The organism is Candidatus Njordibacter sp. Uisw_002, assembly GCF_047730155.1.
Lineage (GTDB): Bacteria > Pseudomonadota > Gammaproteobacteria > Pseudomonadales > Balneatricaceae > Njordibacter.
Genome location: NZ_CP159832.1, coordinates 1557665 through 1574472, shown reverse-complemented (window position 1 = coordinate 1574472; position 16808 = coordinate 1557665). Strand labels below are relative to the sequence as shown.

The 16808-nt window shown below is 43.1% G+C and carries 17 protein-coding genes and 1 pseudogene; 9 read left to right on the top strand and 9 right to left on the bottom strand.

Going from position 1 to position 16808, the window contains the following annotated elements; translation table 11 throughout:
• Positions 1–5: 5 nt before the first annotated feature.
• From ABXT42_RS07520 to ABXT42_RS07510, 3 genes are all read right to left on the bottom strand, one after another.
• On the bottom strand, positions 6–842 hold the full coding sequence (locus tag ABXT42_RS07520) for a carbohydrate ABC transporter permease (RefSeq protein ID WP_443627531.1): 837 nt from the start codon (positions 840–842) through the stop codon (positions 6–8).
• A 3-nt stretch (positions 843–845) separates the two neighbouring features.
• Positions 846–1694 carry a carbohydrate ABC transporter permease gene (locus tag ABXT42_RS07515; protein ID WP_443627530.1) on the bottom strand — a complete coding sequence of 283 codons (849 nt, stop codon included), beginning with the start codon at positions 1692–1694 and terminating at the stop codon, positions 846–848.
• Between the two features lie 156 nt (positions 1695–1850).
• Positions 1851–3161 (bottom strand): extracellular solute-binding protein, encoded by a 1311-nt coding sequence (locus ABXT42_RS07510; protein WP_443627529.1) that lies wholly within the window; start codon positions 3159–3161, stop codon positions 1851–1853.
• A 334-nt stretch (positions 3162–3495) separates the two neighbouring features.
• Here ABXT42_RS07510 and ABXT42_RS07505 point away from each other — a divergent pair, with 334 nt between their 5' ends.
• Both ABXT42_RS07505 and ABXT42_RS07500 read left to right on the top strand, forming a co-directional pair.
• A complete protein-coding gene (locus ABXT42_RS07505) occupies positions 3496–4440 on the top strand; it encodes a carbohydrate kinase family protein (protein WP_443627528.1) in 945 nt (314 codons plus the stop codon).
• A gap of 115 nt (positions 4441–4555) precedes the next feature.
• Complete coding sequence (locus ABXT42_RS07500; RefSeq protein WP_443627527.1) at positions 4556–5305, top strand: sulfite exporter TauE/SafE family protein; 750 nt, start codon at positions 4556–4558, stop codon at positions 5303–5305.
• A 22-nt stretch (positions 5306–5327) separates the two neighbouring features.
• Here the strand turns inward: ABXT42_RS07500 and ABXT42_RS07495 are convergent, their stop codons facing one another.
• From ABXT42_RS07495 to ABXT42_RS07480, 4 genes and pseudogenes are all read right to left on the bottom strand, one after another.
• Positions 5328–5519, bottom strand: a complete 192-nt coding sequence (locus tag ABXT42_RS07495; protein ID WP_443629484.1) for a hypothetical protein — start codon at positions 5517–5519, stop codon at positions 5328–5330.
• Between the two features lie 24 nt (positions 5520–5543).
• Positions 5544–5714: pseudogene (locus tag ABXT42_RS07490) on the bottom strand (helix-turn-helix domain-containing protein); the annotation flags it as partial.
• A gap of 153 nt (positions 5715–5867) precedes the next feature.
• Positions 5868–6557: a response regulator gene (locus ABXT42_RS07485; RefSeq protein WP_443627526.1), complete on the bottom strand. Its 690-nt coding sequence runs from the start codon at positions 6555–6557 to the stop codon at positions 5868–5870.
• Entirely contained in the window at positions 6554–8194 is a 1641-nt protein-coding gene (locus ABXT42_RS07480; protein WP_443627525.1) for an ATP-binding protein, read from the bottom strand. The genes ABXT42_RS07485 and ABXT42_RS07480 overlap by 4 nt, the downstream gene beginning before the upstream one ends.
• Before the next feature lie 154 nt (positions 8195–8348).
• On the opposite strand from ABXT42_RS07480, the gene ABXT42_RS07475 reads away from it, so the two are divergent.
• From ABXT42_RS07475 to ABXT42_RS07460, 4 genes are all read left to right on the top strand, one after another.
• Positions 8349–9329: a tripartite tricarboxylate transporter substrate binding protein gene (locus ABXT42_RS07475; protein ID WP_443627524.1), complete on the top strand. Its 981-nt coding sequence runs from the start codon at positions 8349–8351 to the stop codon at positions 9327–9329.
• Positions 9330–9425: 96 nt separating this feature from the next.
• Complete coding sequence (locus tag ABXT42_RS07470; RefSeq protein WP_443627523.1) at positions 9426–9887, top strand: tripartite tricarboxylate transporter TctB family protein; 462 nt, start codon at positions 9426–9428, stop codon at positions 9885–9887.
• A 9-nt stretch (positions 9888–9896) separates the two neighbouring features.
• Positions 9897–11420, top strand: coding sequence for a tripartite tricarboxylate transporter permease (locus ABXT42_RS07465; protein ID WP_443627522.1), 1524 nt, complete (start codon positions 9897–9899; stop codon positions 11418–11420).
• Positions 11421–11485: 65 nt separating this feature from the next.
• Positions 11486–12667 (top strand): Gfo/Idh/MocA family protein, encoded by a 1182-nt coding sequence (locus ABXT42_RS07460; protein WP_443627521.1) that lies wholly within the window; start codon positions 11486–11488, stop codon positions 12665–12667.
• 12 nt (positions 12668–12679) lie between these two features.
• Here ABXT42_RS07460 and ABXT42_RS07455 read toward each other — a convergent pair whose 3' ends face one another.
• Both ABXT42_RS07455 and ABXT42_RS07450 read right to left on the bottom strand, forming a co-directional pair.
• A complete protein-coding gene (locus ABXT42_RS07455; protein WP_443627520.1) occupies positions 12680–13309 on the bottom strand; it encodes an SOUL family heme-binding protein in 630 nt (209 codons plus the stop codon).
• A 36-nt stretch (positions 13310–13345) separates the two neighbouring features.
• Positions 13346–13549, bottom strand: coding sequence for a hypothetical protein (locus ABXT42_RS07450; RefSeq protein WP_443629461.1), 204 nt, complete (start codon positions 13547–13549; stop codon positions 13346–13348).
• Between the two features lie 357 nt (positions 13550–13906).
• Between ABXT42_RS07450 and rpsA the strand changes: the two genes are divergently transcribed.
• From rpsA to ABXT42_RS07435, 3 genes are all read left to right on the top strand, one after another.
• On the top strand, positions 13907–15583 hold the full coding sequence (rpsA, locus tag ABXT42_RS07445) for a 30S ribosomal protein S1 (RefSeq protein WP_443627519.1): 1677 nt from the start codon (positions 13907–13909) through the stop codon (positions 15581–15583).
• Between the two features lie 155 nt (positions 15584–15738).
• Entirely contained in the window at positions 15739–16371 is a 633-nt protein-coding gene (locus tag ABXT42_RS07440; protein ID WP_443627518.1) for a hypothetical protein, read from the top strand.
• 48 nt (positions 16372–16419) lie between these two features.
• Complete coding sequence (locus ABXT42_RS07435) at positions 16420–16803, top strand: hypothetical protein (protein WP_443627517.1); 384 nt, start codon at positions 16420–16422, stop codon at positions 16801–16803.
• The last annotated feature ends 5 nt before the right edge of the window (positions 16804–16808 follow it).

Here is a 16808-nt window from a genome sequence, read left to right as displayed (position 1 = left end):
ATTCCTTATTTCACCGCGCCAAAAGTTAAACCTTGTACCAATTGTTTTTGGCAGAACCAGCCAAAGACGATTATTGGCGCACAAGCCATTGTGGATGCAGCTGAAACTTTGGCCCAAAATAGGCCTTCTGGGCTGGAGTAAGAGGCGATGAGTGCTGCTAGTGTTCCTGCATCTGACGCAGTAAGTTGAATGGACCAAAAGGCTTCATTCCAACATAAGATCAATGACAATAAGCCAGCAGAAGCAATACCACCCCAAGATAAAGGCATTACCACATGACGAAGTTCGTCGCTGGTCGTTGCACCATCCATACGGGCTGCTTCAAGAATTTCTTTTGGAATTTCTTTAAAGTAGGTATATAGCATCCACATGATGATTGGCAGGTTCATAAGTGCAAAAATCACAATCAGTGGGTAGATGCTATCTAGCAATCCGCCCATTTGAGTAATCATATAGATTGGAATCAACACACCTACAGCAGGCAACATTTTGGTGGATAGCATCCATAACAAAATATCTTTAGTGTGCTTGCCTGGAAAAAATGCCATGGCATAAGCGCTAGGCACAGCTACGATCAAGGCCAATACAGTGCCACCTACAGACGTGTATAAAGAATTTAAAGCGTATTTAAGATAATCACTGCGCTCTTGAATAAGCATGTAGTTATCTAATGTAGCTTCCCAAAATAGCAATGGTGGCTGTGAAATAGCCTGTAGCTCAGTTTTAAAGCTGGTCATGATCATCCACAAAATAGGGAAGAACAGTGTCAAAGCAACCAACCATGCAAATAAACCAGTAGCCCAGTGTTTGATGATTTTACGTTGAGATATATTAAAAGTCATAGGTTATTCCGTTAGATTCTTGCCAACGGCTCGGATTAGGAAGAAAGCCACTATATTGGCTAAAATGATAGCAAATACGCCACCGGCTGAAGCAACACCTACATCATATGCAAGGAAGGCTTGTCGATAAATTAACCATGCTAAGTTGGTGCTAGCAAAGCCTGGTCCGCCGCCTGTGGTAACAAAGATTTCTGCAAACAAGGACAGGTGAAAAATAGTCTGAATCATCACTACAATGGCAATAGGCCTTGCAAGGTGAGGCAGGGTAAGGAAACGAAAGATAGACCAAAATCCTGCGCCATCAAGTTGGGCGGCTTCTTTTTGTTCAGTATCTTGCGATTGGAGCGATGTCATAAATATAAGCAAAGCAAAGGGTGTCCACTGCCAGCTCACCATCATGATGACAGACGCTAGTGGCATATCCTCTAGCCAGTTAATGGGTACGGCATTGAAAAAGTCAGAGATGACAGAAAAGATCCCGTAGTTGGGGTCCATCATCATGTTTTTCCATATCAATGCATTAACAGTTGGCATAATAAAGAAGGGTGAAATCAGTAATACGCGGACAATGCCTCGTCCAAAAAACGGCTGATTCACTAACAAAGCAAGAGCTAAACCTAGTACGACTGTAATAATCAGTACAGAGCCAACTAAAACCAAGGTATTAAATAATGCAGGGAAAAAAGCTGAATCGGTAGAAAAGTAACTGTAGTTTTCTAAACCAATAAATAACTTAGGCCCAGGGTAGAGTAGATTGTACTCAACAAATGAGTAGTACAAAGTCATGCTCAAGGGCACAATCATCCAAACAAGTAGCAAAATGATTGATGGTGCCTTTAGCAGGTTAACCATGTTTAACCATTTGCGTGGTGTTTGAGTAGATGTATTAGACAGGGAGTTCATAAGATTTATTATAATCTCGGTGTGTTAAGGAAAAATAAAACAGGGCCTTAGGTTTTATACTTAAGGCCCTGTTTTTTGTAACTAAAAGACTGATCTAATGATCAATTACTTGTAGTACTTAGCCTTACGCATAGCGCGATCAGCAGCTTTTTGTGATTCAGCAAGAGCATCTTCAACAGAGATGTCACCAGCTAGAGCAGCAGAAAGCTGTTGGCCAACGGCACCAGCAATGTCAGCAAACTCAGGGATAGCTTGGAACTGAACACCCTTGAATGGGCTAGGAGCTTGAGTTGAGTTACTTGGATCAGCAGACAAGATAGCCTTTAGCTCAGCGTCAGCAAATACTGCAGCGTCAGTAAAGTTCTTGTTGTCATAAGTAGACTGACGAGTACCAGTAGGTACAGAAGCCCAACCGTTAGTTGCAGCAACTAGCTCGATGTATTCCTTAGAAGTAGCCCACTGTACGAAAGCTTGAGCTTCTGCAGACTGTTGAGTTCCAGCAGGTACTGCTAGAGCCCATGCCCACAACCAGTTAGCGCCGCGGCTAGAAACAGCTACAGGAGACTGTGCGAAAGCCATGTGCTCTGCAACAGAAGACTGTGCTGGGTCAGATACGAAAGAAGCTGCGATAGTAGCGTCAATCCACATGCCACACTTTCCAGCGTTGGTTAGTGCAAGGATTTCGTTGAAGCTGTTACCAGATGATCCTGGAGGACCATAGTTGTTTAGCAAGTCAACGTAGAAGTTAACCGCGTGGTTCCATGCTGGAGAATCTAACTGAGGCTTCTTGTCCATATCAAACCACTGTGCGCCAAACGAGTTAGCTAAAGTAGTGATAAAGGCCATGTTATCGCCCCAACCTGGCTTGCCACGAAGACAAATGCCGTATACGCCATTGTCTTTGTCAGTCATTGCCGCAGCTGCGTCTTCAATGTGTCCCCAAGTTGGGCTATCAGGCATAGTCATGCCAGCAGCATCCATCAAATCCTTGCGGTACATGATCATTGAGCTTTCGCCGTAGAATGGTGCAGCATAAAGGTTGCCGCCGTCAGATAAACCACCACGCATTGCAGGAAGGATATCATTCACATCGTAGCTTGCATCGAAATCTAAAGCTTCTAACCAGCCTTTAGCGCCCCACATTGGTGCTTCGTACATGCCGATAGTCATAACGTCAAACTGACCACCTTTAGTAGCGATGTCTGTGGTTACACGTGAACGCAAAGTACCTTCGTCCAGAGTTACCCAGTTTACGTTAATTCCAGGGTTCGCTTTTTCAAAGTGACCCGTTAGCTTTTGCATTTCGATCATGTGGCCATTGTTTACAGTGGCGATCGTTAGGTCAGCAGCTTGGGCAGTAGAAACACCGCTCATTGCTACTGCAGCAGCAATAGCTGACATCTTTAAAATTTTCATATTATTTTCTCCAGAGATAAATCTCGGTTTTATTATTAACTGTTCTGGTAGTTGGTTAAGCGCTATAAAAACTAATTTATTTGCGCCTGAGGTAACAATAGCTTTGAGGTGGTCTATAAAACAGTACAAAATTTTCAAATACTGGTACTTTTTTGACGTTCTTATAGATTTAATACAACATATCCGCAATTTAGTATAAATTCAACATTAATTAAGCAATATAGTATTGCTCTGTACTGCTTTTTGTATCTTCTCTTATGGCATTGTTGGCGTGTCAATATGATGTTTGTGAGATGATTGACCTTATAAACCTGATAAAAGACTAGGAATTATTGTGATTATTTGTTGTGGTGAAGCACTTATCGATATGGTGCCCGTGGTATCAGAATCTGGCCAAGCAAGTTTTGCACCGTTAGTAGGTGGAGCCATATTTAACACAGCTATTGGTTTGGGACGCTTAGGTGTGCCAGTTGGCATGCTCTCTGGTATCTCAAACGATCTGTTTGGTGAACAGTTGTGCCAAGAGTTAAGTAATAGCAAAGTAGATACATCCTATCTAGTGCGCTCAAATGCGCCGACTACACTGGCTTTTGTCAGTCTCAACGATGGCCATGCAAGCTATACATTTTATGATGAAAATAGCGCAGGTCGCTCAGTATATATAGATGATGTGCCAAATTTATCTACTAGCAAGAGTGTAAATACACCCTGCACAGCATTGTATTTTGGTGGCATTAGCTTAATCAACGAGCCTGCTGCAGATGCATATTGCGCTATTGCGCAAAAGTATGCCGCTGATATGGTGATTATTCTGGACCCTAACATACGCACAAGTTTTATCACCAATGACCAAGCCTACCGAGAACGCTTACAAAATATTATAGCTGTGGCTGATATTATCAAGGTTTCAGATGAAGATCTTGATTGGTTAGTAGGTAGCTCTGGCGCTGAAGCCGAGCAGGTGAGTGTGCTGCGTGGTCAAAGTAAGGCGATCGTTGTAGTCACAAAAGGTGCCGATGGTGCAACAGCCTACTTAGGTAGCGATGAAACTGTACATCAACCTGTACCCAAAGTAACTGTAGTAGATACCGTAGGCGCAGGTGATACCTTTAATGCAGGCTTTATGGCTAAACTTGCCAATCAAAACCTGATGTCTAAAGCGGCACTGGCAGCGGTTACTCCTGCGCAGCTTTCAGCATCATTGGCATTTGCGGCTACGGTTGCTGGAATTAACGTGTCTAGACAAGGCGCTAACCCGCCTTGGTTGAGTGAACTATAAAATAACGCGTAGTAAAGTGTCTGCTATAATTAGATCATGACCAAACCATACGTAGTTATGTATTGATTAGGAAACTTTGTTTAATGCCCTTGGGTTTGAAAATTAAGGTTTTATAATGATTGTTGACCCATCGTTCTATTTATTTGCTGTGCCTGCTGTGCTTATTTTTGGCGTGGCTAAAGGTGGTTTTGGCAACGCTATCGGCGTGGTGTGTGTGCCTTTAATGGCTATGGTAGTGAGTCCCATACAAGCTGCAGGTATTTTACTGCCTATTTTATGTGTAATGGATGTGTTTGCAGTACGCAAATTTTGGGGCAAGTGGGACTCACATAACTTGAAAATTATGTTACCAGCTGCCTTGATTGGTGTGCTTTTAGGTAGCTTAACCTTTAGTTATCTAACCGAGTCACATGTTAGGTTGATCATTGGTTTGCTTGCAGTGGCATTTGCGATGAATTTTTGGTTTAAGGCTGAGTCGTCAGTTAGGCAAGAGCCCAGCGCTATCAAGGGCACTTTTTGGTCCATTATTGCGGGCTTTACAAGCTTTGGTATTCACTCAGGTGGGCCGCCTGTGAATTTTTATTTGATACCACAAAAATTATCTCCCACAATGTTTATGGGCACTTGCACGATATTTTTTGGCATTACCAACTATGTAAAGTTGGTGCCTTATTTTTTGCTGGGGCAATTAGATAGTCAAAACTTGTTGACCTCTTTAGTGTTGTTACCCTTAGCGCCTATTGGCGTAAGCATAGGGTATTACTTGCACAAGCGCGTATCACCAAAAAGCTTCTACCAAATTTTCAATTTTTTCCTATTTATAACAGGTTGTAAATTGATCTTTGATGGAATGACTTCATTCTAAGTTATTATTTAGAGCTGTAAGCTTATAAACTTTCGTCTATATCTCTTTGTACCCTGCGAGTGTGCCCTCGTAAATCAGAAACTAAAGCAGACAATTCATTGACAAGTATGTCAGCTTTATCTAGTTTTTGTTCTAATTTGATGGTTTCACTCAGATCGGGAGTGGTGACTTGATCAGGGGAGTCTGCGCCGGCTATGAGCCATAAAACTGGCACATTTAAGATGCCTGCTAGTTCTATGAGCCTATTGGCCCTGGGGCTTGTGCGGCTGGTTTCCCATTTGACAATAGTGCTTTTTTTGACGCCTACACGAAGGGCTAATTGTGCTTGCGTGTAACCACTAGCTTCGCGTGAGTTTATGATTCTTGTACTTAAAATTAGGTCACTAGTATTCGATTCGCTGTAAGGCATAAGTCTCGTAAAGGTTATGAATGAACATATACCATACTCCTAAAGCCCTTTAAAATCAAAGCGATCATATAAACTGCGCCTTAGTAGTTTATTCTTAGTCGTAACAAAAAAGGTTTAGTTTTTGTCACTATTAACGCGCATCAACCTAAAGGGTTAAACTGATTTGTACAACCTTTCTGGGCGCCCAACGCTACCGTAATGGATTTCTACACTTATTTTTTGTAAGCCTACTAAATATTCTAGATAGCGTCTGGCTGTGGTCCTGCTAGCACCGATCTTGTTACCTATTTGTTCTGCACTTACCGCTTGTGTTTGTTCACAAATCACATGTAACAGGTTATTAAGAGTAAGCTCGTCAATGCCCTTGGGTAGGCGCGTGATCTTTGGGTTGGATGTTTTTGCTACGCGTATAAGCTGATCTAAATCGGTTTGGGCCATATCATCAACGGCTTTAAGTCGCTCATAGTGATCTATGTAATTGGCTAAGCTTATTTGTAGTCGTTCAAACACCAATGGCTTAAGAATGTAATCAAACACACCGCCGTGAAGGGCAGCCTTGAGCACGTCAACTTCTTTAGCTGCAGTAATGAGTATAACGTCTGTGGCACAATCATTAGCGCGTAAGTTGCGTAAAAACTCCATACCATTGCCAGAAGGAAAGTATACATCAAGCAACAGTAGGTCAGGTTTGAAGATGTTTACCAGATCTTGCGCATCTATGAGGCTGTGAGCAATGCCTACTAGTTCAAAGCCTGCAATACGTTGTAAGTAGGTTTGTTGAATCAGGGCATTTTGTGGATTGTCTTCAGCAATAACCACGCGGATTAGCTTTTCATGTTTCATAAGCTAGGTGCCTGCTTAGGTAAGCTAATGGTCACAAGGCTACCACCTAAAGGTGCATGTTCCATAGCCACATAACCGCCAAGACGCTCTGCCAGTTTTTGCACTAAATGCAACCCAATGCCATGATCTTCACCTTTTTTGGTGCTGTAACCTTTTGTAAAAATTAATGAGTGTAGGTTAGATTCAATGCCAGGCCCCTGATCTTCTACTTCAAAGATCAGGTCGGTTCCATAATCTGTCATTGATATAGACACCTTTTTTCCGTGGGCATTTTTCATTAAACATGCTTCCATAGCGTTATCAATAATGTTTCCTACCATGCTCACTAGTTGGTCTCTGGGAATATGTTCGAAGATGTCGTTCATGTGGCTTTCTGGGTCTATATATAGCTCCAAACCTAGCTCTTTAGCGCGATTAAATTTGCCTAACAAACAACCCGCTAAAACAGGGTCGGTCACTGTGTCCATTAATAGTTTGATCAACACTTGGTGTGCTTGGTTTTCTTGACCAATAAGCGATAAGGCTTTATCAGATGCGCCAATTTGAATTAAGCCTGCAATAGTATGCAGTTTATTAGTATATTCATGGGTTTGGCTGCGCAGGCTATCAGCATATTGCTGCATGTGATTTAGCTGCTGACTCACCAAATCCAACTCGTCTTTAGGTCTAAAGCTAGCAACCAAGCCAATCACCTGTGTTTGGTTTAATAGCGGTAGTCGGTTAACGATAAAGGGCTTTTTGTTAAACCACACTTCTTGCTCGAATACAGCAGCACTGCTAATTTGGTTATCCAGCATAGGGCTGTTTGGCATAATGGTACTGACGTTTGCTCCTAGCCATTGTTGCCTAGTATCAAGATCAAGAAAGCTTACTGCAGCTTTATTGATGGTCGTTATTTCACCATCGGCGTTAGTGGTAATGATTCCCTCTCGCACAGATTCTAATGTGGCATTGCGTTCTTGATAGAGTTGGCCTATTTGTTCTGGTTCTAGTCCAAAAATGGCTTTTTTAAAGTGGTTAGCAAACCATAGCGCTGTTATTAAGCTAAATATAAAGCCCGCTAAAATGACCCACAACAAGGTAGCTCGGTAGTTATTGATGACAGCATCTATATTGTCCAACAAGTAGCCTACAGACACTAAGCCTGTAATATCTTTACCATTGGCCCCAAATACCGGTGCGCGAGCTCGCATAGACCAACCTAAACTACCTTTTGCTTTAGAAATAATCGCTTGGCCATGTTTTAGAGTAGGGCTAATGTTGTCGTTGTCATCGTCCATCATAGATGCGCCTAATTTGTCGATATTAGGGTGAGACAGGCGCAGGCCCTTGCTGTTACCAATGACCACAAAACGGGCATTGGTTTGTTTTGCAAGCGTCATGCTTAGCGGCTGTAAATAGGTTGAATTACTATTGGCAACTGCTGTCTCGATCTCTGGCATTGCAGCGATAGTTTTGGCCACGTGTAAGGCTTTAAGACCAATTTCATCATCCAGAGATTGGCTAAGATATTGCACAGCAAATAAACCAAGCATACTTGTTTGCAATAAGGCCATAAGACCTAAAATTAGCATCATGCGGCTTTTTAGCTTAAGTCGTCTAAAGGGGAGTTTAAGGTTTTTTATTGTTATCTTCATGGCCACATATTACTTAAATTGTGGGTGTATTGCTTGTGAACATTATGACCAAAATAAATTTTAAACACTTTAAAGTGTTTACACCCATAAACTTTGCGTTAGTTAACATCTTGGTTATTGTGCGTGAGCAAAAAAAATAACTTAAGGAATAATTATGTTACAGAAATTTAAAACTAACAAACGTCTGTTGCTCACAGCCGCTTTGATGACAGGCCTTCTTAGCGCCAGTGGAGCTCAGGCAGAAATAGATTCGATCCACTTCTTAATACCAGGTGGGGCAGGTGGTGGCTGGGATGGCACAGCTCGTGGTACTGGTGAAGCGCTCACCAAATCTGGTTTGATAGAAAACGCTTCATATGAAAATATGTCCGGCGGAGGTGGCGGTAAAGCTATTGCACATTTGATCGAAACTTCTGATCAAGCTAATGGCACATTGATGGTGAACTCCACCCCCATCGTGATACGTTCATTGTCTAAGGTTTTCCCACAGTCATTTAGAGACGTCACTCCAATTGCTGCCACCATTGGTGACTTTGGCGCTTTTGTTGTAAAGGCTGATTCCAACTATCAAAATTTTAGTGATGTTGTAGCAGCCTATAAAGCAGATCCTCGTTCTGTAACTATTGCAGGTGGTTCAGCTCGTGGAAGTATGGATCACCTAGTAGCCGCTATGGCCTTTAAGGCAGCCGGCGCTAACCCAAATAAAGTTAAGTATTTAGCCTTTGATGGCGGTGGCAAAGCCATGGCTAGTCTTCTATCTGGAGAAGCTGGGCTACTTTCAACAGGTTTCAGTGAAGCATTAGCTTTAGCTGCAGCTGGTGAAGTGCGTATCTTGGTAATGACAGGTAGCGAACGTTCTGATGCCGCGCCAAGTGTGCAGACATTACAAGAGCAAGGATATGATGCTACATTTGTTAACTGGCGCGGGTTCTTTGGTGCACCAGGTTTGTCTGATGCACAAGCCAACGAATATGCTCAAACACTAGGGCAAATGTACGATACTCCAGAATGGGAAGTAGTGCGAGCCCGCAACGGTTGGACTGAAACGTTTAAGCCTCGTGCAGAGTTTGTAACTTTTCTAGAGCAGCAAGAGCAAGTAATCGGTGACCTAATGCGTGAGCTAGGCTTCCTATAAGTTATTGACCTTGTGTATTAGTCGATTACACCTGTGTTTGGACTAGCGCCCTGGTGCGCTTTTCCAAACCTTTTTTCGTTAACCATGGTTTTACTCATGAACCTTACAAAAGATCGTTTCGGCGGATTATTATTTTTATTATTATCAGTGACTTACGGATATTATGCTGCCGATATTCCTCTTCTCCCAGGGGATAAGTTTGAAGTCTTTCATGCCCAAACCTTGCCATATTGGTTGTCTGGTTTAGGTGTTGTTTTTTCCGTGCTATTGATTGTTTTAAAACCAGTGGCATCTTCTGCAAGCGAACCATTGTTCAAATCAAACGTTTTACTCATGTTTGGGTTAATGGCGTTCACTTTTCTCTTCTCTGTCGCCCTGCCTTGGCTGGGTTTCCCTATTACTACAAGTATCTTTTTAGCCTCAAGTTATTGGATGTTAGGCGAACGTAGGCCCAAGATGTTGGTATTTGCATCGGTGCCCTTTGCGTTGGTGTTTTGGCTATTATTAACCCAAGTGTTGGATGTTTATATTGCTCCAGCGCGATTATTATTTTGGTAGGAGAAACACATGTTTGAAGGTGTATTTACAGGGTTATCTACAGCGCTCATGCCGTTTAACTTATTGATGGTAGTCTTGGGTTGTTTTTCAGGAACCTTTATTGGTATGTTGCCAGGCCTTGGCCCCATTTCTGCCGTGGCTTTAATGATACCAATCACTTATACCTTAGACCCATCCTCTGGCATCATTTTAATGGCTGGAGTGTACTATGGTGCTGTATTTGGCGGGTCCACCTCTTCTATTCTTATTAATGCGCCAGGATGTGCAAGCACCTTGGTGACCACCTTTGACGGTTATCCTTTAGCTCAAAAAAATCAGGCCGGTAAGGCTTTAGCCCTGGCAGCTTATGCTTCTTTTTGTGGCGGTACTGTAGGTGCGATTATATTGATATTTGCAGCGCCAGCATTGGCCAGCGTGTCTTTAAGTTTTCAATCTTCAGATTACTTTGCACTGATGCTATTAGGTCTTACGTCTGTGGCGGCCTTTTCAGGTAAAGGCCAGGTGATTAAATCGATGTTGATGACCGTGTTTGGTTTGATGATCGCAACCGTAGGTAATGATGTTATTACAGGTGCTCCACGCTATACGTTTGGGCAAATGGATCTAGTGGATGGAGTGAGCTTTTTATTGCTAGCTATGGCCACTTTTGCCTTGGCTGAAGTGATGATGACCATCATGCGCGGGAAGATGTATGCCAACAGTGAAACGATGCAACCTGTGGCTTTGAGCAGCATGAAATTGTCTATGTCTGAAGTGAAAGAAGTGGCACCTACCGTAGCTAGATCATCGGTATTTGGCTTTATTGTGGGCGTCTTGCCTGGCGCGGGTGCAACTATAGCGTCATTTTTAGCCTATGGGCTTGAGCGTAATCTAGCGCCATTAAGGCTTCGAAAAATGTTTGGTAAAGGCGCATTAAGAGGTTTGGCTGCGCCAGAGTCTGCCAATAATGCAGCATCTACTGGCTCTTTTGTGCCCTTGCTTACTTTAGGCATTCCAGGCTCTGGTACCACCGCCATTATGCTGGGAGCTTTAATCGCTTATGGTATTCAGCCTGGCCCTCGACTATACCTGGATCATCCAGATATATTTTGGTCAGTTATTATTTCCATGTATTTTGGTAATTTAGTGCTCTTAATCTTAAACTTGCCTTTAATTCCCTATATATCCAGATTGTTGGCTATACCACCACAAATACTGAACCCTTTAATCATATTCTTTTCTATTATTGGCGTGTATTTAGTGAGTTTTAACACCTTTGATATTCAAATGATGGTGTTTATTACATTAATGGCAGTAGGCTTAAAAATGCTCGACTTCCCCATGGCACCTATGTTGCTTGGCTTTATTTTGGGTGGTATGTTGGAAAAGAATTTGAGCAGAGCTTTAGTGGTGAGTGACGGAAGTTTTGACTTTCTGTGGAATCGACCTCTAACCTTGTCTATTATGTGTGCCACTATCACTATTTTGCTGCTACCTGGAGTGATTAGTTTTATTAAACGCATAGGTAGTAAAGGGCTCCCTGGTGCAGACTAATAACTGCATAATGGATGGCCTTTAATCACTTAATTAAAGGCTTTAGGGCTTTGTAGGAATTCAATATGCACAAAATCATACAAGATTTTCCGCCAGCATCAAGGCGCTTGCGCCTAGGCTTTGTTGGAGGCGGGCAGGGGGCTTTAATCGGTGAGGTGCACGCCAATGGTGCACGCCTTTCTAATCGTTGGGATATTGTCGCAGGAGCCTTGTCATCTAATCCACAACGCGCTAAAGCCTCAGGTCAAGCGTGGATGCTAGATGATGACCGTATCTATAGTGATTATCGAGATATGGCCCAAAAAGAAGCGGCTCGTGCGGATGGCATTGAAGCGGTAAGCATTGTGACCCCAAATCATTTGCACGCACCTATAGCCAAAGCCTTTATGGATGTTGGTATTGATATTATTTCGGATAAGCCTCTAACAACCACCCTTAAAGAAGCCCAAAGTCTAGCCAACGCACAAGCTAGGGCTGGCGTGGTATTTGGTGTCACTTATGCCTATTCTGCCCATGTCATGGTTAGACAGGCCCAAGCTATGGTGCGCCGTGGGGATTTAGGCGATATCCGTCAAATCCATGTGGAGTACTTTCAAGACTGGGCTATGGACTTGACCGATCAAGGTGATGATGCACCTTGGCGCTTGGACGTAGCGCAAAACGGCCCATCTTTTACTGTGGGTGATATAGGGACTCACGCTGAACATTTGGCGAGGTTTGTATCAGGTTTAAATGTTGAGGCTGTACGAGCAGATTTTCATGTTACGGGCAAACCCAAAGCTTTGGAAGACACTGCGTTCATGCAACTGCGCTTTGAAGGTGGAGTGCCAGGTACCTTGATGGTGAGTCAGACTATGGCTGGCAGTCAATGTGGTTTGCGATTGCGAATATGTGGCTCTAAGGCAAGCTTGGAGTGGCTTCAGGAACAACCAGAAGTTTTGCACTTACGTGTTATCGGAGCTCCTGAACAGATTATCTCCCGGGGTCATGACGCAGGCATGATTGCAGATACACAACGCTTATTACGCATGCCTCGCGGGCATCCAGAAGCCTTAACAGATGCTTGGGCTAATCTATACTTAGAGTTAGCTGTGGCGATACAGGCTCGCAGGGAAGGCAGGGAGTTACCCCAAGACCTTTTGGCTTATCCAACCATTGCTGATGGTGTGGAAGGTATGCGTTTTGTGGAAGCGGCTATTGCATCTAATGCAACTGATGCTTGGGTGTCTTGCACCCAAAGCACCTAATAAAATCTTGGCTTAATACCTTACCATCACCTCATTGCGACGCATAAAGGGTAATGACCAAGGTGCATTATAGCGGGCCATTTCTGGCTCGCTAATAGGTTCAATGCCTTTAGCTTTAAGCCACTCCATCAATTTAGCTGTTTTTTGCGCAACTTTAATAGGCCCAGTAAAGCCTGAAAAGGTAATTGCTGCATAGTTTTGTGCAGGTATTTGCCTAAGCAGTACCCGTGGATCTTTAGGTGTGGGTAGTGTCTCCAAGGTATATTGGCTTGGCATTACAAAATGCACAAGCCATTGGCCGTTTTCTTGCTGCATGCTTACAGGAACCGTCATGGCTATTTTTTCAGATTGGGCTTGTATGCTTACAGGCGCTGTCATACTGATTTTATCGTTACCGCCTGCCTTTAATGCATCTTTTGATACATTGCCTCCAAAAATATAGCCTGCAATTAATTTAAATCCTGCATTGCTAGCACTGTCCATGTCACCTGATACCAGCACTTCTGCCACAATAAGAGGCTGATAGCTACGTAATTCAAACATGTCATCAGTTTCGATGACAGTGTATTTGGGCTCTTCAATGGCCATAGAAAACTCCGCAAAAAACAAGGCTATAAAAGCTAAAGCTAATCCTTTTTTCATATCATGAATCCTTTTTGTCTTGTGCTCTGGAAAATCTTATCCCCAGATGTCTAGATTTAATTTTTGTTCAGTGCCTGGAAACACTGTTTGTTTGATTTTTGCTTTCGATATATCAAAAGTGTGATGTATAACATCGCCATAGACATCCCTAGCATCTATTGTTTGGCGTAAATCACGTTGCTCAAAAAGGTCGTTTTTATTAAACCCTGGCCAGTCAGTAATCACTTTTGACGATTTAATTAAGCCGCCAGCAAGAAAAATAGCAGAAGCTGCGCCATGATCTGTACCTTTGGTTCCATTTTATTGGCCTCTTTTAGTGTTCTTGAGAGCTTATATTATTAGTTATAGTTCATATGTTAATGACTGGCAAGCCTGTGATCCTCACAAAAGGCTAATTTCCTTCGCATAGTCCATGGGCATTGATGTAAGTGAAGGTGCAGTGTACAATACCGCGCGCGCAAAATTCGTTAGTGTCATTTTAGGCGTCAGTTCCTGACACACCGCGTCCATTAAACTTCCCTGTTGTAGCTGACCTTCAGGCTAAACGAGCGTTGTTTTGCAATCACTTTTGATTTGCACAACGTCTGGTATATAAACATGAGCGAAAGCTTTGCAGAATTATTTGAAGAATCCATTATTGCTGTTGAAATGCGTCCTGGTGCTGTTGTTATGGGCACCGTGTTGGACATTGACGGCGACTGGGTAACAGTACACGCAGGCCTTAAGTCTGAAGCTATTATTCCTATTGAAGAGTTTTACAACGACTCTCGTGAAATAGAAGTGAAAATTGGCGACCAAATTAAGGTGTCTCTAGAAAGTGTCGATGACGGCATTGGTGAGACTAAACTTTCACGTGAAAAGGCCAAGCGTGCCGAAGCGTGGGATGTATTGCAAACTGCCTTTGACGATGAAGCGACCATTACTGGCGTTATCAACGGCAAGGTTAAGGGTGGCTTTACTGTTGCCATCAATAACATTCAAGGATTCTTACCTGGTTCATTGGTAGATGTACGCCCAGTGCGTGACGTAGACCACTTGGAAGGCCAGGAACTTGAATTCAAGCTGATTAAGCTGGATCAAAAGCGCAACAACGTGGTTGTTTCACGTCGTGCGGTAATGCAAGAAGCGAACAGCGCACAGCGTGACGAATTGTTGGCTAGCATTGAAGAAGGCATGGACGTTAAGGGTTATGTTAAAAACCTAACCAACTATGGTGCTTTCGTAGACCTAGGTGGTGTTGACGGCTTGCTACATATTACAGACATGGCTTGGAAGCGTATTGCGCACCCAAGTGACATGCTAAACCCAGGTGATGAAATCACTGTTCGCGTTATCAAGTTTGATAAGGACAGCGGTCGTTTATCTTTGGGCCTTAAGCAGCTACAAGAAGATCCATGGGCGTCTATCAAGGCACGTTACCCTAATGGTCATCGTGTGCAGGCTACAGTAACTAACCTAACTGACTACGGTTGCTTTGCTTCTATTGAAGATGGCGTTGAAGGTTTGGTACACGTTTCTGAAATGTCTTGGACTAACAAGAACATTCACCCATCTAAAGTTGTCAACGTTGGCGACGCAATGGAAGTGATGATCTTGGACGTAGACCAAGAGCGTCGTCGTATTTCTCTAGGCATCAAGCAATGTGTGGGCAATCCATGGGCTGAGTTCGCTGAGAAGTATGCAGCCGGTGATAAGGTTGTTGGTAACATCAAGACCATCACTGATTTTGGTATCTTTGTTGGCCTAGAAGGCGACTTAGATGGCCTAGTGCACATGTCTGACATTTCTTGGGAAGTAGAAGGCGAAGCCGCTCTGCGTGACTATAAGAAAGGCGACGAAGTGAGTGCGGTTATCTTGTCTGTAGATTCTGAGAAAGAGCGTATCTCTCTTGGTATCAAGCAACAGCAAAGTGACCCATTCAGTGAGTACGTTGCAGCTAATGATCGTGGCACTATTGTTAATGGTGTGGTTAAGTCTGTTGATGCTAAGGAAGCTGTTATTGAGCTTGCTGAAGGCATTGACGCTGTACTTAAAGCTTCAGAAATTAGTATTGATCGTATTGAAGATGCACGTAACGAACTTAAGGTTGGTGACAGTGTTGAAGCTAAGATCATTGCTGTTGATCGTCGCAATCGTGCTATTAACTTGTCCGTTAAGGCCAAGGATGTAGCAGATGAGAAGCAAGCTATCCGTGACGTTCGCGAAATGGAAGTATCTACCGACGGTCCTACGACTATTGGTGACTTGATCAAAGCACAGATGGGCAAGCAATAAGCTGCAAAATCTGTATTTGAATCAGCGCTTTAATTAGTGCTTTAAAAAAGGGGAGTGTTTAGGCACTCCCCTTTTACGTTATATACAGGATGTAAAAGATGCCACGCTGGTATGGATGCCAACTAGTGGTGCTTTTTTAGTATTGAAGGCGTGTTATGAACGATTCTCCCATACAAAATTTTTGGCAACTTGTAAGTGATAATGCAGATCAACTTCTTAGCTTAGTGAATGAAGAATCTGTTTTAGCGCAAGAATTGCTAGAAGAAGTGCAAGATCAGTTATCCTATATAGACCCTCATCTGACGGTTTTTTGTGCCCGTGATGAAGCAGGGACAGGGATTGAGCTTGTATTTGGTTGTGATGGGTACAACCAAAGTATTGATACTGTGCTGTTTCTGGTTGCTGCGGCTCCTCAGCTGAGCCAGATCAAAGTGATGGCCTTTAATCCCAGAGTAGAGCATATTCCAGAAGCCATAGAAATTGGCGATGCTGTGCTAGAACTGGACGAATTATTTTTTGGTTTGCGTAATATTGGTGAAGAATTGCATTTAGATTTATATCTAGAAGAGCTGCCTATTCTTGAAGATGCCCCTCAAACCGATGCAGCGCTTATGTTTTTAGATGCCATAGTTGGCGAATACGATCTTATGACGCGCATACATAGCGTCAACTGGCTAGATTTACCAGAAGATCCTTTAGACCACGGACTCAAACCCCTTATTGAGTTACGTAAACAATTTGACTTGCTGCGATCAAAACGTCCTGCGTTGGGTGAAGCGCTGCATTAATTTTGTTACCATGATACACACCGTTACCGACCCTCTGGAAAGACGCACATGGAACCTATTTATATTTTCACCTTTGCGGGTGCTTTTGCTATGGGTGCAGCGCTTAGCGCACGCCAAGTTAGTCATGATGTACTCACCCAAAACCAAAAAACCTTAGAGACAGATGGCGCAGCAGATACGCACACCAATAGCACTGTGTCTGGTGTTTACTTAGCCGCTGGAAATATCGCTGCCATAGTGCTTATTGCAAGTTTAGTTTATGGTGGCCAAAATCTTATGTGGTGGATACCAGTGAGCTTTTTAATAGTGAGTTTTCCTGCTGTGTACCATATTTTATTGCGTCGAATATTAAAGCCAAAAGTAGGTAGTGTTGTTTATACTGGCTTGGCTTTAGTGGGGCTTATTCCTATGATTCAAGGTTGGATGGCTTAACTATT